The 17,577-nt window shown below is 66.9% G+C and carries 17 protein-coding genes; 8 read left to right on the forward strand and 9 right to left on the reverse strand.

Annotated features, from left to right (window positions below):
* Nucleotides 1-89 precede the first annotated feature (89 nt).
* The 3 genes from M0R89_RS15880 to M0R89_RS15890 all read left to right on the forward strand — a co-directional run bounded on the left by M0R89_RS15880 (nt 90) and on the right by M0R89_RS15890 (nt 2,804).
* Complete coding sequence (locus M0R89_RS15880; RefSeq protein WP_248650054.1) at nt 90-1,676, forward strand: helicase HerA domain-containing protein; 1,587 nt, start codon at nt 90-92, stop codon at nt 1,674-1,676.
* A 63-nt stretch (nt 1,677-1,739) separates the two neighbouring features.
* Complete coding sequence (locus tag M0R89_RS15885; RefSeq protein WP_248650055.1) at nt 1,740-2,468, forward strand: DUF6517 family protein; 729 nt, start codon at nt 1,740-1,742, stop codon at nt 2,466-2,468.
* A gap of 51 nt (nt 2,469-2,519) precedes the next feature.
* Nucleotides 2,520-2,804, forward strand: coding sequence for a hypothetical protein (locus M0R89_RS15890; RefSeq protein ID WP_248650056.1), 285 nt, complete (start codon nt 2,520-2,522; stop codon nt 2,802-2,804).
* A gap of 49 nt (nt 2,805-2,853) precedes the next feature.
* Here M0R89_RS15890 and M0R89_RS15895 read toward each other — a convergent pair whose 3' ends face one another.
* The 8 genes from M0R89_RS15895 to M0R89_RS15930 all read right to left on the reverse strand — a co-directional run bounded on the left by M0R89_RS15895 (nt 2,854) and on the right by M0R89_RS15930 (nt 10,122).
* Complete coding sequence (locus M0R89_RS15895; RefSeq protein WP_248650057.1) at nt 2,854-4,710, reverse strand: S9 family peptidase; 1,857 nt, start codon at nt 4,708-4,710, stop codon at nt 2,854-2,856.
* Between the two features lie 110 nt (nt 4,711-4,820).
* A complete protein-coding gene (gene tpiA / locus M0R89_RS15900; RefSeq protein WP_248650058.1) occupies nt 4,821-5,468 on the reverse strand; it encodes a triose-phosphate isomerase in 648 nt (215 codons plus the stop codon).
* Nucleotides 5,469-5,634: 166 nt separating this feature from the next.
* Nucleotides 5,635-6,159 carry a multiprotein bridging factor aMBF1 gene (locus tag M0R89_RS15905; protein ID WP_248650059.1) on the reverse strand — a complete coding sequence of 175 codons (525 nt, stop codon included), beginning with the start codon at nt 6,157-6,159 and terminating at the stop codon, nt 5,635-5,637.
* Nucleotides 6,160-6,247: 88 nt separating this feature from the next.
* A complete protein-coding gene (locus M0R89_RS15910) occupies nt 6,248-6,499 on the reverse strand; it encodes a hypothetical protein (protein WP_248650060.1) in 252 nt (83 codons plus the stop codon).
* A 65-nt stretch (nt 6,500-6,564) separates the two neighbouring features.
* Nucleotides 6,565-7,173, reverse strand: coding sequence for a CDP-alcohol phosphatidyltransferase family protein (locus M0R89_RS15915; RefSeq protein WP_248650061.1), 609 nt, complete (start codon nt 7,171-7,173; stop codon nt 6,565-6,567).
* The gene (locus M0R89_RS15920) at nt 7,170-7,676 is read right to left on the reverse strand and encodes an adenylate kinase family protein (protein ID WP_248650062.1); all 507 of its coding nucleotides are present in this window, start codon (nt 7,674-7,676) and stop codon (nt 7,170-7,172) included. The genes M0R89_RS15915 and M0R89_RS15920 overlap by 4 nt, the downstream gene beginning before the upstream one ends.
* Entirely contained in the window at nt 7,673-8,800 is a 1,128-nt protein-coding gene (hisC, locus tag M0R89_RS15925; RefSeq protein WP_248650063.1) for a histidinol-phosphate transaminase, read from the reverse strand. Before hisC ends, M0R89_RS15920 begins: the two co-directional genes overlap by 4 nt.
* A gap of 179 nt (nt 8,801-8,979) precedes the next feature.
* Nucleotides 8,980-10,122, reverse strand: a complete 1,143-nt coding sequence (locus M0R89_RS15930; protein WP_248650064.1) for a hypothetical protein — start codon at nt 10,120-10,122, stop codon at nt 8,980-8,982.
* 275 nt (nt 10,123-10,397) lie between these two features.
* On the opposite strand from M0R89_RS15930, the gene M0R89_RS15935 reads away from it, so the two are divergent.
* Nucleotides 10,398-12,074 (forward strand): NADH-quinone oxidoreductase subunit D, encoded by a 1,677-nt coding sequence (locus M0R89_RS15935; protein WP_248650065.1) that lies wholly within the window; start codon nt 10,398-10,400, stop codon nt 12,072-12,074.
* A gap of 5 nt (nt 12,075-12,079) precedes the next feature.
* Here the strand turns inward: M0R89_RS15935 and M0R89_RS15940 are convergent, their stop codons facing one another.
* Nucleotides 12,080-12,550: an SHOCT domain-containing protein gene (locus M0R89_RS15940; RefSeq protein WP_248650066.1), complete on the reverse strand. Its 471-nt coding sequence runs from the start codon at nt 12,548-12,550 to the stop codon at nt 12,080-12,082.
* Nucleotides 12,551-12,675: 125 nt separating this feature from the next.
* Here M0R89_RS15940 and M0R89_RS15945 point away from each other — a divergent pair, with 125 nt between their 5' ends.
* From M0R89_RS15945 to idsA3, 4 genes are all read left to right on the forward strand, one after another.
* Entirely contained in the window at nt 12,676-13,641 is a 966-nt protein-coding gene (locus M0R89_RS15945) for a TIGR03557 family F420-dependent LLM class oxidoreductase (RefSeq protein WP_248650067.1), read from the forward strand.
* Nucleotides 13,642-13,782: 141 nt separating this feature from the next.
* A complete protein-coding gene (locus tag M0R89_RS15950) occupies nt 13,783-14,742 on the forward strand; it encodes a DUF4349 domain-containing protein (RefSeq protein WP_248650068.1) in 960 nt (319 codons plus the stop codon).
* Nucleotides 14,743-15,074: 332 nt separating this feature from the next.
* Nucleotides 15,075-16,427: a ribonuclease J gene (locus M0R89_RS15955; protein ID WP_248650069.1), complete on the forward strand. Its 1,353-nt coding sequence runs from the start codon at nt 15,075-15,077 to the stop codon at nt 16,425-16,427.
* A 1-nt stretch (nt 16,428) separates the two neighbouring features.
* On the forward strand, nt 16,429-17,490 hold the full coding sequence (gene idsA3, locus M0R89_RS15960; protein WP_248650070.1) for a geranylfarnesyl diphosphate synthase: 1,062 nt from the start codon (nt 16,429-16,431) through the stop codon (nt 17,488-17,490).
* The last annotated feature ends 87 nt before the right edge of the window (nt 17,491-17,577 follow it).

Below are 17,577 nucleotides of genomic sequence, written 5' to 3' on the forward strand. Positions count from 1 at the left end.
CTCTCGGCGCGGCCCTCCCGTCGCCGAACGCCGCCCCGCACCGTGGCCCGACAGTTTATGAGGGGCGGGTGAGAGGTAGCCCGCAAGGAATGTCGCAGGAGACCATCGACGTGGCCGAGGTGAGCGCCGGGAAAGGGGGAACCGCCGGCGAACCCGGCGACCCCGTCGAACTGCCCGTCGTGGAGGTGCTGACCGGCCGCGCGTTCATCACCGGAAAGTCCGGGAGCGGAAAGTCGAACACGATGAGCGTCGTCGCCGAGAAGCTCTTAGACGGCGGATACCCGGTGATGCTCGTGGACACGGACGGGGAGTACTACGGCCTCAAAGAGGAGTACGAACTCCTCCACGCCGGGGCCGACGAGGAGTGCGACATCCAGGTCAACCCCGAACACGCCGAGCGACTCGCCTCGCTGGCTCTCGAGGACAACGTCCCAATTATCCTCGACGTGTCGGGCTACCTCAACGAGGAGGACGGCAAGGAACTGCTGAAGGCGGTCGCCCAGCAGTTGTTCGCCAAGGAGAAGAAACTCAAGAAGCCGTTCCTGATGGTGGTCGAGGAGGTCCACGAGTACATCCCCGAGGGCGGCGGGATGGACGAGTGCGGCCGCATGCTCATCAAAATCGGCAAGCGCGGGCGGAAACACGGACTGGGCATCGCGGGCATCAGCCAGCGCCCCGCCGACGTGAAGAAGGACTTCATCACCCAGTGCGACTGGCTGGTGTGGCATCGCCTCACGTGGAACAACGACACCAACGTCGTCGGGCGCATCCTCGGCAACGACTACGCCGACGCCATCGAGGACATGGGCGACGGCGAGGCGTTCATGACCACCGACTGGTCGGAGGAGACCCGCCGGGTCAAGTTCCACCGCAAGCAGACGTTCGACGCCGGCGCGACGCCGGGTCTCGACGACTTCGAGCGCCCGGACCTCAAGTCGGTCAGCGACGACCTGGTGAGCGACCTCCGGGAGATAAGCGAGGAGGAGAGCCAGCGCGAGGACCGCATCGAGGAACTCCAGCAGGAACTCCGCGAGAAGGAGAACCACATCGAGGACCTCGAACGGCAGTTGGAGGAGGCCCGCGAGATGGAGGAGGTCGCCGACAAGTTCGCCAAGGCGATGCTCGACACCTCGCGGAACCAGCGCGCGAACCCGTACGTCGGTACCGGCGGTAGCGGCGGGACGGTGCGGGGAGCGGACGCGCAACCCCCGCACGGACGACCCGGCGAGCAGGTCCAGCAGGCCGGCGAGCGGGCCCGGCAGGCGGACCTCGGCGGGTTCGAGCGGGGCGAGGCGAACGCCGAGTCCGAGTCGGAGGAGACCGAGGCGGGGGAGACCGAGAGCGACGCGGCCGACCGGAACCCCATCGACGCCATCCGGTCGGAACTCGACGCCCTCGACGGCGTCGAGCGCGGGATGCTGGCCCACTACCTCCGGCAGGGCCCGGCGACTCCCGTCGAGGCCCACGTCGTCGCCGGCGGGTCGGAGGACCGCGAACTCGCCTACAACCACAACCGGACCCTGCGCCAGCGCGGGTTCGTCCAGCACGCCGGGAGCGGCGAGTACGTCGCGGCCCTGCCGAGTCTGCTCGCGGCGCTGACCGACGGCGAGATGGACGACGACACCCGGAAAGAGGCATTGGAGGCGGTGGCCGAGGAACTGCCGGACGTGGAGTAGCGCGTTCGCCGACTCTGCGACTCCGCTCACCGATTTATATGGAAGCCGACGGAACCACCGCGTATGCCAACACGACGACGCGTCCTCGGTGCGGTCTGTGCCGGGGTCGCGACCGGACTCGCGGGGTGTCAGGGAATCATCGAGGTCAGCGCGAGCGCCGAAGCCTCTCCGGCCGCGGTGCGCGAGTCGGCGGCCGCCGAGGCGGGCTACGAACACGTCGGCACGGAACCGGACACGCTCGCCACGGAGGTGTCGGCGTTCCCCTATGTCGCCGACTTCGAGGCGACGTGGTGGCTCGCCCGGTATCGCAAGCGCCTCTCCGACGGCGGCGTCGCCCGGTTCGAGGTGATGTCGTCGCCGACCGAGAAGGTCAAGGGGACGCAACTGAACCCGATTTCGAACTTCGAATACGGTCCCCTCGTGACCACGTTCTCCACGAGTTCCGGCGAGGGACCGGTCGGTAAGGCGTTCTCCTCGGTCCTCGGCGACGGCGACTTCGCCGACGTGGCGCGCGTCGAGACGACCGAGCGCGACCTGCTGGGCGAACCCGCGGAGTTCGGCGTCTTCGACGCGACGTTCACCGGCGCGCGAAGGGGGAGCGACCGACCGGTTCCGGTCCGGGTCCACCTCGCGGTCGCAGAGCGCGACGGCGACGTGGTCGTGCCGGTCGGCGTCTACCCTCGGGAGGCCGACGACTCCGACGCCGTCTACCGACTGGTCGAGGGCCTCGAACATCCGGCCGACGCGACCGGGTCGAGCGACGCGGGCGACTCGACCGAAACGGTCGCCTGAGCGCGCTCTCGCGACGAGAGACTTTTACCGCGTCTCGGAGTAGCGTGGCGCATGAACACGCTGGCGCGGGCGGGCGACGCCGACGACCGGTGGCGACTCCCGCAACACGCCTACGTCGTTGTCTACGACGAGCGAGAGACCGAACTGCTGACCATCTACGACTGCGGCGCGGCCCAGAAACCTCCCTCGGCGCGGGTGCTGGGCAACCTCGTCCGGGTGAAGGCCGACCACGAGTTGGAGAACACCGTCACGGGCTACGTCGTCCGGATGCGCGAGGAGTCGGTTCTCGAAAAGCAGGACGACGACCACTGGATTATCGTCGAAAGCGAGGCGTGACGAACTACGACCGGGCACGAGTCCGCCGAGGACTCCGTCTCTCCCGGTCTCAGACGTGTTCGTCCAGAAACGCCGCGATTCGCTCGAACATCTCGATGCGGTTGTCGAGTTTCGTGGTGTGGTGGCCCTCGTCCTCGAAGACCAGCGTCTCGACCGGGACGCCCTGCGATTCGACCTCGTCGGCTATCTGGCGGGCCTCGCCGACCGGGACGCGGGGGTCGTTCGCGCCGTGCTGGACGAACAGCGGGCACCGAATCTCGTCGGCCGAGTGGATGGGGCTGATGGATTCGAGGAACTCGCGGTCGTCGGCGAGCGACCCGTACTCGGCCTCGCGGTGGGAGCGCCGCCAGTCGCCCGTGTTCTCCAGGAACGTCACCCAGTTGGCGATGCCGACGAAGTCCACCGCGGCCGCCCAGAGGTCGGGGTACTCCGTGATGGCCGCGAGGACCATGAACCCGCCGTACGAGCGGCCGTAGGCGACCACGCCGTCGGGGTCGATTTGGGGACGGTCCCGGAGCCACTCGACCGCTTTCGCGATGTCCCGTACCGAGTCCATGCGCTTCTCCACGTCGTCGAGCGCGGCGTACTCCCGACCGTAGCCCGACGACCCCCGGACGTTCGGTTCGAAGACCGCGTACCCGGCGTCGAGGAAGTACTGACGAATCGGCCGGAACCACGGCCGACGCTGGTGGTGCGGTCCGCCGTGGATGTCCACGACGACCGGGACCTCGCTGGTCTCGGGCCCTTCAGCTACACCGTCGGGGAGCGTGAAGTACGCCGGAATCTCCCGGCCGTCGAACGTCTCGTAGCGCACGAGGTCCGGCGAGTCGTAGGCGTCGAGTTCGACGCCGCCCGGCGAGGGTCGGGTCCATCGCTCGGTCGGCACGGCGTCCAGCGACTCCGAAACCTCCTCGGGCGGGTCCGCGACGAAGACGGAGTGATTCAGGTCGGGCGCCGAGACGGTGGCGGCGACGCGCTCGCCGTCCGGGCCGAGCGTGAGGTCGTGGACCACGCCGTCGGGAATCTCGGCGTCCGCGAGAGCGGCCTCGGTCGCGTCGGTCAGCCTCCCGACTCGCAACTCCGAGTAGCCGTCTACGTTCCGGGTCAGCGCGAGTCGGCCGGTGGCGGCGTCGAGCGCGAACCCGTCGATGCTCCACTCGCCCCCGGAGACGACCGTCTCGGTCGAATCGGCGACCGCGTCCGCGTCGGTCGCGGCGGCGAGGTCGATGCGGACCAGTTCCTTCGCGTCGGCGTTCGCGTCGCTCAGGCAGTAGAGCGCGTCGCCGTCGGGACCGAAAATCGGCTGGCGGTAGCGGACCTGACCGTCGTGGGGCGTGACGTGGCGTCGCTCGCCGGTGGCCGCGTCCACGACGTAGAGGTCGTCGTCGGAACTCGCGCGCGAGCGCTGGACGACGAGTCGGTCGCCGTCGGGTCCCCACGCCGCGACGCTCAGGAAGCCTTCCTCGTCGCTCTCGCTGAGGAGTTCGGGGTCGCCCGAGTCGAGGTCCATCGCGTACACGTCGAAGGTCGCGGCGTCCCGCCGGTTGGCCGCGAACGCGATGCGGTCGCCGTCGGGGTGCCACGCGCCCCAGCGGTGGATGGCGTCGGGGTCGTCGGTCAACTGCTCGACGGCGTTGGTCGCCGGGTCGAGGCGGAACAACTGGTCGTGTTCGTCGGCCCCGGCGTCCTTCCCGAAGACGACCGACCCGCCCGCGGGCGACCACGAGACGAACGAGACGCGCTCGTCGTAGAAGGTTCGCTGGCGGGGCCACGCGCCCGGTTCGTCGGCGGTCCAGACCTGCGTCGTGCCGGTGGTGTCCGCGAGGAAGGCGAGGCGACCGTCGGGCGCGAGCGTCGGTGTCGTCGTCTTACGCGCGGTGAAGTACCGCTTGACGTTCTCCGTCACGACTCCCGCGTCGCAGCGAGACTCATTCAACCTGTGGGTCGCGGAAGTGACCAGAGAATCGTCTCGGAATGGGGGATATTGCTAAAAGAAATATTCTCCCGTCCAGTGGTCTACTCCAGCGGTGCGATCAAGTCCTCCAGCGCCGCGGTCGGGTCGTCGGCCTTCGCCACGCCGCTGGCGAGCAGGACGCCCTCCGCGCCCAACTCCCGCGCCGCGGTCAGGTCCTCGCCGGTCGAGATGCCCGCGCCGCAGTAGACCGCCACGGAGTCGTCGGCGTCCGCGGCCGCTTCGACGGCGTCGGTCACGACGTCGGGGTCGGCCTTGCTGACGGGCGTGCCGGTGCCGATGAGTTCCGGCGGTTCGACCGCGACGGCGTCCGGGCCGAGACCGGCGACGGCCCCGATTTGGTCGGGGTTGTTCGCGCAGACGCAGGTCTCGAGGCCGACGCGCTCGGCCGCCGACAGCGCGGCGTCGATGTCCGCGAGTTTGAGGCGGCGCTCGGAGTGGTTGAGCATCGTCCCGGTCGCGCCCGCCTCGGCGGCGGCCTCTGCGAGCGTCGAACCGGTGTGACTGCCGTGTTCGACCGGGCTGACGTGCTGTGCCCACGTCTCGACGCCCGTCTCGGCCACGCGTTCGAGGTGCGCGGCCTGCGGCGCGACGGCGATAGGGACGCCCGACGCCTCGCTCACGTCGCGCGCGGCGGTGGCGACTTCGACCGGGTCACACGGGTACGCCTTGAGGTTGACGACGACTTTCATACCCGAACTGTCCGCCGGGCCGGACTAATAGGTTGCGAGAACGCTCGTCGAGAGAAGATGCGGTCGGCGCGAGTCGCGTCGGACGCGTCCGACGGCGTTTTCGGCCGAGCGTCTGCGGCGGGAGGTCGGCCGCAGGCGAGTTCCCGACCGCCGAAAGCGGTCGCTCTCAGTCCTTGCGCTTGACCACGTCGCCGAGGGTGTACTCGCCGGTAGAGCTACCGCCGCTCCAGTCCTCGTCGTCGCCGGAACCGCCGGCGGTCAGTTGAATGTCGAGTTCGCGTTCGAGTTTCCGCTGGACCTCGTCGCTCGGGAGAACGTCGCCCCGTTCCAGTTTCCGGATGAGACTGGCCTTCTCGTTGAGTTCGTCGGCGAGGTCTTCCTGACTCATCCCGGTGCCCTCGCGGGCGTTCCGGATGCGGTCGTCGTAGTCTTGGGCGAGTTCGTCCATGTCGTCGAACATGTCCGAACGCCGCGATTGGGAGGAACTCGAAGACGTACTCGACGAGGACGACGAACTTCCGGAGGACGACGAACTCGTGGAGTACTTGGTAGACGTGGAACCGGCGTCGTCCTGCGTCTTGACCTCGGTCCCGAAGTCCGAGCAGTTGTCGCAGACGTCCAACTCGGCCCCCTCGACCTTGATGGTCTTCGGGGAACTCGTCTCGGCGCCGCACATCTCACACTGAACCATAGTAGGTGGTAGTCTGTCGCCGCTCTTAAATTCCACGCCGCGGAGACCGTCGAACTGCGACCGTCCGTGGGTCCGCGACCGACGACCGCTACGGCAGTCGCCCGTCGTTCTGGTCGCGGAGGTAGCCGAACCCCTGCTTTACCTCCTCGCTCCGCTCGAAGTACTTGAGAATCCGCCGACAGCGTTCGCGCGAGAATCGGGTCTCGCGGCTCAACTCGAACAGCGAGTCCACCTCTTCGGCCACTTCGAGGAACTCCTCCATGGTGATGTGGCTGTTCGCCGGCAGGATGTCGTCCAACTCGACGTTGATGCCCGACTCGCCCGGACGTTCTCCCGTCATGACACTTCTCAACTCTGTTGATTTCGACAATCCGCAGGTTAAAAAAGGTGACTGAACGTCGCTCGCTACGCCAGCGCCCGCCACGCGTAGTAGAACCGCTGGAGGGCGGTGAAGTGGCCGACGACGGCGAACACGACCAGCAGCCATCCGACCACCGTGAGGCCCGCGGGCGTCGCCGAGACGAAGGCCGCCAGCGCCCCGGTCACGCCGACGAGCGCGAGGCGGTCGGCCCGCCCGAGCAGGCCGCCGTACACCCGGTCCAGTCCCACGGCCTGCGCTTGCGTTCCGAGGTAGGAGGTCATCAGCACGCCCGTCACGGCCGCGAGACCGAGGGCGTAGCGACCGATTCCGGCCGCGAGTCCGGAGATGACCACGATGTCGGCGTACCGGTCCAGCACGTGGTCGAGCAGGTCGCCCGCCTTCGAGTCGGTGCCGAGTTCGCGGGCCAGCGCGCCGTCGAGCAGGTCGAGCCACCCGTTCAGGAAGACGAGGACCGCTCCGGCCAGATACCAGACCGGCGCGGTCCCGCCGAGGTAGAACGCGCCGCCGGCGCCGCCGGCCAGCGCGAACGCGACGACGCTGACCGCGTCGGGGGTGAGTCCGAGTCTGGTCGACAGCGAGACGAACGGGTCGAGCATGCGGTCGGCGACGTGGCGGAACTGGTCGAGCGTCATACGTAGTCGATGTACGAGACCTCGCCCGCGCTCGGTTCCCGGTCGCCCGCGACGACGGCCGAAATCTCGGCGGCCACGTCGTCGGGGTCGCGCTCGGTCGTCTCGATTTCGTAGACGTTCTCGACGCCGTGAGCGTTCACGGCCTCCGAGAGAATCACGTCGAGCGCCTCGCTCTCGGCGTTCTCCGCCGCCTTCGCCTCGGATTCGCCGCGCTCGGTGAGTCGGCGCTCCAGTTCTTCGGGGTGACACCGCAGGACGACCACCCTGTCCGCGTCGAGGTGATGGGCGAGGTGCGACTCCACGAGCAGGTCGTCGCGGCCGTCGAGTCGCTCGGCGATCGCGTCGAGGTCGGCCACGAGGCTGTCGCGCTCCTCGTCGCGCTCAGCCCAGAGGTCCTCTTCCCGAATCAGGTCGTTGAGGTGGACGACCTCCAGTTCCGTCTCCAGCGCCTCCACCGCCGAGGTCTTGCCCGTTCCGGGGGTGCCGGTGACGACGACCCTCACGACGACAGCACCTCGTTGAGTTCCGAGACGGCGCGTCTCGTCTCGTCTTTCGTCCCGCAGGTGATGCGGATGCACTCGGGCAGGCCGAACGACGAGCAGTCGCGGACGATGACGCCCCGGCGCTGGAGTTCGTCGGCCACTTCGCTCGCCGGGCCAGAACTCTCCGAGTTCTGGCTGGCTCTCGAATCGGACGATTCGAGAACGTCTCCGACCTCCGCGAGGACGAAGTTGGCGTTGCTCTCCCACGTGGGGGCGTCCAGATGCTCGTACATGTACTCGCGCGCCCACGCGGCGGTCTCGACAGTCTTCTCGGCGTGGTCGTCGTCGTCCAGCGCGGCGAGTCCGGCCCGGCAGGCGATTTCGCTCGCGGCGAACGGCGTGTTGACGCGGGCGTAGGCGTCGGCCCACTCTTCGGGCACGACGCCGTAGCCGAGGCGCACGCCCGCCAGTCCGTGCACCTTAGAGAACGTCCGGAGGACCGCCACGTCGTCGCGCTCGTCGACGAGTTCGACCGCGCTCGGACCGTCGTGGAACTCGCCGTAGGCCTCGTCCACGACGACGAGCGTGTCGTCGCCGGTCTCGTCGGCGATTTCCTCGACTGCGTCGAGTTCGAATCGCTTCCCGGTCGGGTTGTGGGGACTCGTGAGGTGGACGATTCGCTGGCCGGAGTAGTCGGCGAGGACGGTCTCGCTGTTCAGCGCGAAGCCTTCGTCTTTCGAGAGGTGATACTCCGCGACTTCGCCGTGGTGGAAGCGCGCGCTCATCCCGTAGTAGGCGAAGCCTGGGTCGGGCACCAGCACCTCGTCGCCGGGTTCGAGCGTCGCGCGAGCGAGGTAGTCGAGTACGCCGTCGCCGCCGTTTCCGAGCCAGATTTGGGCGGGCGAGACGCCCCACTCGTCGGCCAGTTCCTCCGTGAGGTCGGCGTGGGAGGCCTTGGGGTAGGAGCTAGCCGACGCGGCCGTCTCCCGAATGGCCTCGACCGCGGCCGGACTCGGGCCGAACGGGTTCTCGTTCGACGCGAGTTTCACGAGGTCGTCCGGGTCCAACCCGAGTTCGCGGGCGACCTCCTCGATGCCCCGCCCGGCCTGATACACGGTGTGCGAAGAGAGGTCCCGTGGTTCCATGTGAGAGAGGTGTGGGCGACTTGCCTTAAGACTGCTTACCTCCGGTAGCGCGGGGGAGCGCCACCGAACCGGAACCGCCCGAAATCGAGGGGTCCCCGACGCCCGGCGGTATTTTTGTCAGAATCCGCCCAGTACACATAAGGAAAATCCTGTGGTCGTTACTGTGGGGAGACACAATGTCACGAGAAAATCGAAACAACTGGGGCAGCCACGACGAGCGGAGCCACGAGCGCAGTTCGCAGGGCGAAGGTGACACACGAGGCGGCCGCTACTCGGCGGGTGGCCGAGAGCGAGGGGAGTCCGGGCGACGACACCAGGGTGGTCAGCAGGATATGCCGGGCCAGCACCAGACGGGTCAGCATCAGCAGACTGGTCAGCATCAACAGTCCGGTCAGCAGGACACCCAATACGGAAGCAACCGTCAGCGACAGGGTGGCCACCAGCAGTCCGGTCAGCACCAGCAGTCCGGTCAGCACCAGCAGTCCGGTCAGCACCAGCAGTCCGGTCAGCACCACCAGACGGGGCAGCACCAGACCGGCCACGACCAGCAATCCGGTCAGCATCAGCAGACCGGCCACCACCAAACTGGTCAGCACCAGATGGGCGGCCGCGACATCCAAGAGCAGGGCCACCACCAGCAGACCGGTGGCCAGCACGGAAGCCACCAGCAGAGCAACCGATACGGAAACCAGCGCGGCCAGCAGGGTAGCCAGCACCAGCAGGGTGGCCAGCACCACCAGGGCGGCCAGCACCAGCAGACCGGCCAGCACCAGCAGGGCGGCCGCCATCAGAGTAGTCAGCGCCACGAGGTCGGACAGAATCAGGGTCGAGGACAGAGTCGCCAGCAGAGCGACGTCCACGAACTGAGCCAGCACGGCGGAAGCGGCGGCCAGTACACCGGCCACGACCAGCAGTCCGGCCAACAGACGGGCCAGCACGGCGGTCAGCCCACCAGCCACCAGACCAGCCAGCACCAGCAGTTCGGGAGCGACCAGCAGACCGGTCAACAGACGGGTCAGCACGGCGGCCAGCACCAGACAGGTCAGCACGAACGCTCGGGGCAACACCAGACTGGCCAACACGGTCAGACCGGTCAGCACCAGACCGGCGGCCAGCACCAGACCGACCAGTACGGGCAGACTACCGGCCAACGTGGCCAGACCGGTCGTCACCAGCAGTCCGGCCAGCAGACGGGCCAGCACCAGCAGGGCGGCCAACACGACCAGACCGGCCGCGAGCAGGGCCAGAACCAGTACGGCGGGAGTTCCGAGAGCGGATTCAGTCCGGTCCAGCAGACCATGATGCGCGGTCAGGAACGTCACGGCCGCCAGAGCGAACAGACCCGCGACGACGAGGAGTCGTCCCGGCGTCGCGGCGGCCGATAGAACGGTCGACCGTCACCATCGCCCGCAGTACCGACCGAGTCGCTCGAATCCGTCTTTTTTCGAACGCCGCGCCGACGACGATAGACGTTAGCACTAATGCCGTCCGGGGCCGACGTTGAGTCGGGAATGGGAATGTACACGCGATTTACTACCGGAAGTCGGAGCGAAGCGTGTCGGGGAGGGGAACGTCGGGTCGAGTTGGGTGGTGCGCGATGAGTGACGCGCCCGAAACCGACCGCGACGTAACGACGCCGGCGCGACGCGAGGGCGTCGACTACGACGAACTCGAATCCCTGCTCGGCGACCAGGTAATCGGACGTGAGACCCACCTCAACGCCGAGGGGTTCGTCGTTCGCCCGGACGCCGTGGAGTCGGTCCTCCGGACGCTCAAGCACGAGGCCGGGTTCGACCACCTCTCGCTGCTCACCGCCCAGGAGTACGAGGACCGCTACGAGAGCATCTACCACCTGACGAAGTACGACGACCGGACCCAAGAGGTCAGCGTGGTCGTGCCGACCAACAAGGACAATCCGTGGAACGAGTCGGCGGCGTCGGTGTACAAGACGGCGGAGTGGCACGAGCGCGAGGCCTACGACTTGGTGGGTATCGATTACGAGAACCACCCGGACCTCCGGCGCATCCTCCTGCCCGAGACGTGGCAGGGCCACCCGCTGAGCCTCGAATACGACCAGGACAAGCCCCAAGTCGTCTCGCTGAAAGAGCACGTCAACCCGCTTGCGAACAGTTCGGACGAGACGACCGAGTCGGACACGATGTTCCTGAACATCGGTCCCCACCACCCTGCGACCCACGGCGTGCTCCACCTCAAGACGGTGTTGGACGGCGAGCAGGTCGCGGCCGTCGAACCCGACATCGGCTACCTCCACCGCTGCGAGGAGCAGATGTGCCAGAGCTGTAACTACCGCTACCAGATTATGCCCTACCCCGACCGGTGGGACTACACCGCCAACATGCCGAACGAGTGGGCGTACGCTCGGGTGGCGGAGGACCTGAACGACATCGAGGTGCCCGAGTACGCCCAAGTCATCCGGACGATGGCGGTCGAGTTGGCCCGCATCATGGGCCACATGCTCGCGCTCGGGACCTTCGCGCTCGACGTGTACGGCGACTTCACGGCCATCTTCATGTACGCCATCCGGGACCGGGAAATCGTCCAGAACATCTTGGAGGACCTCACCGGCCAGCGCATGATGTTCAACTACTTCCGGTTGGGTGGCGTGGTCTGGGACCTGCCCGAACCCCGCGACGAGTTCTTCGACAAGATTCGGGACTTCCTCGACGGCCTGCCAGAGCGCATCGAGGAGTACCACGCCATGATGACCGAGAACGAAATCTTCCAGAAGCGGACGGTCGATACCGGAGTCATCGACGCCGAGACCGCCAAGGACTACGGCTGTACAGGTCCGGTCGCCCGCGGGTCGGGCGTCGATTACGACGTGCGCCGCGACGACCCCTACGGCTACTACGACGAACTCGACTGGGAGGTCGTCACCGAACCCTACGGGGACAACTACTCGCGCGTGTTGGTCCGCATGCAGGAGGTCGAGGAGTCCGCGAAAATTATCGGTCAATGCGTCGACATCCTGGAGGACTGGCCGGAAGAGGAGCGCAACATCCAGTCGAACGTTCCCCGGACACTCAAGCCCGACCCCGACACCGAAATCTATCGCTCCGTCGAGATAGCGAAGGGCGAACTCGGCATCTACATCCGGTCGGACGGGACCAACCAGCCGGCACGGTTCAAGATTCGGAGCCCCTGTTTCAACAACCTCCACGCGTTGGGAGAGATGGCCGAGGGCGAGTACGTCCCCGACCTCGTGGCCGCGCTGGGGAGTCTGGACATCGTGCTGGGGTCTGTGGACCGGTAGCGCTGCTACTGTCCGGCCGAGTCGAGTTCCGCGTCGCGGGTCGCACGACGACCGCCCGACCGTTCGACCGAATCGGCGTCGGACCGGTCGGGCGCGTCGTCGGACGCCGCCATCAGGTCGTCGAGCCGTCGCTCGAACTCGTCTCGGTCTATCTCTCCCGCGGCGTATCGCCGTTTCAGCGTCTCTACAGGACGCTCGCCGCGCGAGTCGTCAGGTCGAGTCAGGCCCGAATCGGGAGCGAACACCGTCGTCGTTGCGACGACCGGAAGGAGCAGGGTTAAGGTGCCGAACAGGAGCGCGAGCAGGTTGTAGACGATTCCGCTCTTCACTCCCGAGACGATAGCGAACGTCGCGTAGAGCGAGAGCATGGCTCCGACTGCCGCCAGTCCGGCGACGCGACGCCGCCACCGACGGCTATCCGGAGTGTATCTCGCCAGCGGTCTCGGAAGACCGGAGGTATCGACGGGCGGGCTCATGTCAGTTGTCGCATCTCATATCAGTTTGAAACGCCTTTCGGTGAGCGCGGGACGGGTCGAGACGAACGGTCGGCGTCCTCTATCGAGGCCACAATAGCCTTGCCCGACCTTGCCGTGGCACCTCTATGGTCGAACTCGGCTACACACTCTCCAGCGAAGAGCACGGCCCGACCGACCTCGTGAACCACGCGGTCAGCGCCGAAGAACACGGCTTCGACTTCGCCTCCATCTCGGACCACTTCCACCCGTGGATAGGCCAGCAGGGGCACGCGCCGTTCGTGTGGTCCACGCTCGGCGGTATCGCCGCGGCGACCGACGACTTGGACGTCGGCGTCGGCGTGACCTGTCCCATCATCCGGTATCCGCCCGCGCTCCTCGCGCAGGCGACGGCGACGGTGGCCAAGATGTTCGAGGACTCCGACCAGCAGTTCTACTTCGGGGTGGGCACGGGCGAGAACCTGAACGAACACGTCCTCGGCGACCACTGGCCGCCCCACCGCGTCCGACTCGACATGCTCGAAGAGGCCGTGGACGTGATTCGGAAGCTCTGGACCGGCGAGATGGTCAGCCACCACGGCGACCACTACACCGTCGAGAACGCGAGACTGTTCACGCTGCCCGACGAGAACCCGCCGCTCTGCGTCTCGGCGTACGGCGAACAGACCGCGAGACACGCCGCCGACTTCGGCGACGGCTTCTGGTCGGTCGGACCTCAGGACGTGGTCGAGACGTTCGAAGAGGAGGGCGGAGAGGGGCCGAAGTTCAGCCAGTTGACGGTCTGCTACGCCGACGACGAGGACGAGGCGGTCGAGACCGCCTACGAGTACTGGCCCAACAGTCTCCTGCCGGGCCAACTCGCCACCGAACTCGCCACGCCGAAGTTCTTCGAGCAGGCCTGCCAGATGGTCGAGAAAGAGGACGTGCGCGAGGCCGACAGCATCGTGACCGACCCCGACCCGCAGACCCACGTCGAGAGCGTCCAAGAGTTCATCGACGCGGGTTACGACCACGTCTACGTCCATCAAATCGGAGCGGAGCAGGAGAGGGCGATGGAGTTCTACGAGGAGAACGTCCTGCCCGAGTTCCGGTAGTCGCGTCGCCCGGTCGTCGCGTCGCCCTCGCCTTCCCACTGCGGGGACCGCCTCTCCGCGCCTGGTCCACTCGGTTCGGAGGGTCAAAGGCGCGTTTGACTCACCGGCGGGTTTACGGTGGTAGAATATGACAGCTACGCTATGGCACGCGACACGAGACGGTGGCTGCTCGCGCTGGCGCTGGCCTCGCTGGTCGTCCTCGCGGGGTGTTCCGGCAGCGGTAACGACGCCGCGATGCAGGCGACTGCCGGCGGGAACCCGGACCTCTCGAACGAGGAGAAGGCGACCCAGAGCGGTGGCGGCGGTGGCGCTAACTCGAACGGTAACGCGGTGCAGGCTCAGAACCGGGCGCTGATTCGGACCGGCACGGTCGAGGTGACGGTGAACGACTACGACGCCGCCCGGCGGAATCTCTCGCGGGAGGTCGAGCGACTCGGCGGATTCGTCAGCGACTCCACTCAGCAGGTCAACAAGCGCGGCAACCGGACGTGGACGACCGGAGAACTCGTCCTCCGGGTCCCGAAGGACAACTTCTCCGCGCTCATTTCGCGGGCCAAGCAGACCGGTCAGGTCCGCGAGGCCAGCACCAGCACGAAGGACGTGACGAAGAAACTGGTGGACCTCGAGGCCCGACTCCAGAACCTGAAGGCCCAACGCCAAAAGCTGCGCGACCTCTACGCGGCGGCCAACGACACAGAGAACGTCCTCGAAATTCAGAAGCGACTCTCGGAGGTCCAGTCCGAAATCGAGCGACTCGAAGCGCGGCGCAAGTCGTTGAACCGGAAGGTCGCCTACTCGACGCTGACGGTCCGCCTGAACGAGCGCCCGCCAGAGGGACCCTCGACCTCCGACACCGAGTCGTGGTACGACACCGGACTGCTCTCGGCGTTCGTCTCGTCGGCCCACGGCGTCGTAGTCGTCGCGCGGGGCCTCGCGGTCGGCTTGGCGTACGGTCTCCCGTACGTTCTCGCCTTCGGGCTTCCGGTCGCCGGCGTGGTCGCGTTCTGGCGGCGACGGCGCTCTGACGACTCGGCGGGCGCGGACCTCCCCGACGCGCCCGACTCGGGAGACTCCGGAGACGCCGCCGAGGAAGACGGCTGAGGCCACGTTGACTCCGCCTTTCGTTCCACGGATTTCGAGCGGTCTCCCAAGCGGTCAATCCCGGCAGTTTTTATTACCGGGGCGCGTAAAGCCCCCATAGACCGATAGCTCGGGGGTACGTGGCCTCGCCACCGCGGGGTCCGACCGATGGCTGTAAGACGCCGCGGCGGGACCTCGTCGCCCCGAGCAGGTTTACGTGCGTACGGACGCCACCCGACGCGGCTTTGCCACGGAACCGGCGCGGCTTCGCCCCGGCACGACGGCGAGGCCCGAAGTGGAACCGCGGCGTGGCACTGCCGCGACCGGTGGCTTTGCGTACATAAGGTGAAACTATGGAAATCGAAATTGCAACCATCGGCGGTTACGAAGAAGTCGGACGGCAGTGTACTGCCGTGCGCGCAGGCGACGACGTTGTCATCTTCGACATGGGGCTGAACCTCTCGAAGGTTCTCCTCCACGACAACGTCGAGACAGAGAAACTGCACAGTCTGGACCTCATCGACATGGGGGCCATCCCGGACGACCGCGTGATGTCGGACCTCGAAGGCGACGTGCAGGCCATCGTTCCGACTCACGGTCACCTCGACCACATCGGCGCCATCAGCAAACTGGCGCACCGGTACAACGCGCCGGTCGTCGCCTCGCCCTACACCATCGAACTGGTCAAACAGCAGATTCAGGGCGAGCAGAAGTTCGGCGTCGAGAACGACCTCGTGAAGATGGAGGCGGGCGAGACGATGTCCATCGGCGACTCCGGACAGGTCGAGTTGGAGTTCGTCAACGTGACCCACTCTATCATCGACGCCATCAACCCGGTCCTCCACACGCCCGAGGGCGCGGTCGTCTACGGTCTCGACAAGCGCATGGACCACACGCCGGTCCTCGGCGACCCCATCGACATGAAGCGGTTCCGCGAAATCGGTCGCGAGGGCGAGGGCGTCCTCTGTTACATCGAGGACTGCACCAACGCGGGCCGGAAGGGACGCACGCCGAGCGAGGCGGTCGCTCGACGGCACCTCAAGGACGTGATGACCTCCATCGAGGACTACGACGGCGGCATCGTGGCGACGACGTTCTCCAGCCAAATCGCCCGCGTCAAGAGCATCGTCGAGTTCGCGCAGGAGATTGGCCGCGAACCCGTCCTGCTCGGCCGGTCGATGGAGAAGTACTCGGGCACCGCGGAGCGACTCGACTTCGTCGACTTCCCCGAGGACATGGGGATGTTCGGCCACCGCAAGTCCGTGGACCGGACCTTCAAGCGGATCATGAAGGAGGGCAAGGAGAACTACCTCCCCATCGTCACCGGTCATCAGGGCGAACCCCGCGCGATGCTCACCCGGATGGGCCGCGGCGAGACGCCCTACGAACTGGAGAACGGCGACAAGGTCATCTTCTCGGCCCGCGTGATTCCGGAACCGACCAACGAGGGCCAGCGCTACCAGTCCGAGCGCCTCCTGAAGATGCAGGGCGCGCGCATCTACGACGACATCCACGTGTCGGGCCACCTCCGCGAGGAGGGCCACTACGAGATGATAGACGCGCTCCAGCCACAGAACATCATCCCGGCCCACCAAGACATGAAAGGGTTCGCGCCCTACGTGAGCCTGTGTGAGAGTCAGGGCTACAAACTTGGTCGCGACCTCCACGTGACGAGCAACGGCAACATCATCCAACTCGTCGAGTAACATGACGGACGCGAGCGCCGAGACACTGGAAGCACAGGTGCTTGGAGCGGTCGAACAGCGACGCGAAATCGTCAACGCCGCCATCGAGGACGACCTGCCGGTCGACGAACCGAAGCGCCTCTACGAGGCGGTCCGGTACCTGCTCGACGCGGGCGGCAAGCGTCTGCGACCGACCGTACTGTTGCTCGTCGCCGAGGCGCTCGCGGACTTCGACGCCGACCCCGAGGCCATCGACTACCGGGACTTCCCCGACCGACAGGGCGACAGCGTGGACGTGATGGCCGCCGCGGTCAGCATCGAGGTCATCCAGTCGTTCACGCTCATCCACGACGACATCATGGACGACGACGACCTGCGCCGGGGCGTCCCCGCGGTCCACCGGGAGTACGACACCGAGACCGCGATTCTGGCGGGCGACACCCTCTACTCGAAGGCCTTCGAGATTCTCGTGGAGGCCGACGCCGACCCCGAGCGAGTCGTGGAGGCGACCGACGTGCTGGCGACGACGTGTACCAACATCTGCGAGGGACAGGCCCGAGACATCGCCTTCGAGGAGCGCCCGGACGTGCTCCCCGACGAGTATCTCGAGATGATAAAGGACAAGACCGCGGTGCTGTACGGCGCGGCGGCGACCATCCCCGCCATCCTGCTCGGCGCGGACGACGAGACCGTCGAGGAACTCTACCAGTACGGCATCGACGTAGGTCGGGCCTTCCAGATTCAGGACGACGTGCTCGACCTGACGGTACCGAGCGAGAAACTCGGCAAGCAGCGCGGGAGCGACCTCGTCGAGAACAAGCAGACCATCATCACGCTCCACGCCCGCGAACAGGGCGTCGACGTGGACTCGCTGGTCGGGACCGACGACGTGGACGCGGTCACCGAGGCCGAAATCGAGGAGGCGGTCGCCCGACTCGAAGACGCCGGAAGCATCGACTACGCGAAGGAGAAGGCCCAAGAGTTGGTCACTCGCGGGAAGGACCGACTCTCGGTCCTGCCGGAGAACGAGTCGCGCGAACTGCTGGAAGGCCTCGCCGACTACCTCATCGAGCGCGGTTACTGACCGGGTCCGTCGACGCGCCGAGTTCCGTCGCGGCCCGACGCCGTTTCTCTTCGGCCGAAACTACTCTCCCCGTAGCTACGGCTTCTC

The sequence above is a fragment of the Halorussus limi genome, assembly GCF_023238205.1.
Taxonomy (GTDB): Archaea; Halobacteriota; Halobacteria; order Halobacteriales; family Haladaptataceae; genus Halorussus; species Halorussus limi.

Coding starts and splice junctions, on each gene's coding strand:
- M0R89_RS15880 (WP_248650054.1), top strand. CDS start 90: ATGTCGCAGGAGACCATCGACGTGGCCGAGGTGAGCGCCGGGAAAGGG.
- M0R89_RS15885 (WP_248650055.1), top strand. CDS start 1,740: ATGCCAACACGACGACGCGTCCTCGGTGCGGTCTGTGCCGGGGTCGCG.
- M0R89_RS15890 (WP_248650056.1), top strand. CDS start 2,520: ATGAACACGCTGGCGCGGGCGGGCGACGCCGACGACCGGTGGCGACTC.
- tpiA (WP_248650058.1), bottom strand. CDS start 5,468: ATGAAAGTCGTCGTCAACCTCAAGGCGTACCCGTGTGACCCGGTCGAA.
- M0R89_RS15905 (WP_248650059.1), bottom strand. CDS start 6,159: ATGGTTCAGTGTGAGATGTGCGGCGCCGAGACGAGTTCCCCGAAGACC.
- M0R89_RS15910 (WP_248650060.1), bottom strand. CDS start 6,499: ATGACGGGAGAACGTCCGGGCGAGTCGGGCATCAACGTCGAGTTGGAC.
- M0R89_RS15915 (WP_248650061.1), bottom strand. CDS start 7,173: ATGACGCTCGACCAGTTCCGCCACGTCGCCGACCGCATGCTCGACCCG.
- hisC (WP_248650063.1), bottom strand. CDS start 8,800: ATGGAACCACGGGACCTCTCTTCGCACACCGTGTATCAGGCCGGGCGG.
- M0R89_RS15935 (WP_248650065.1), top strand. CDS start 10,398: ATGAGTGACGCGCCCGAAACCGACCGCGACGTAACGACGCCGGCGCGA.
- M0R89_RS15940 (WP_248650066.1), bottom strand. CDS start 12,550: ATGAGCCCGCCCGTCGATACCTCCGGTCTTCCGAGACCGCTGGCGAGA.
- M0R89_RS15945 (WP_248650067.1), top strand. CDS start 12,676: ATGGTCGAACTCGGCTACACACTCTCCAGCGAAGAGCACGGCCCGACC.
- M0R89_RS15950 (WP_248650068.1), top strand. CDS start 13,783: ATGGCACGCGACACGAGACGGTGGCTGCTCGCGCTGGCGCTGGCCTCG.
- M0R89_RS15955 (WP_248650069.1), top strand. CDS start 15,075: ATGGAAATCGAAATTGCAACCATCGGCGGTTACGAAGAAGTCGGACGG.
- idsA3 (WP_248650070.1), top strand. CDS start 16,429: ATGACGGACGCGAGCGCCGAGACACTGGAAGCACAGGTGCTTGGAGCG.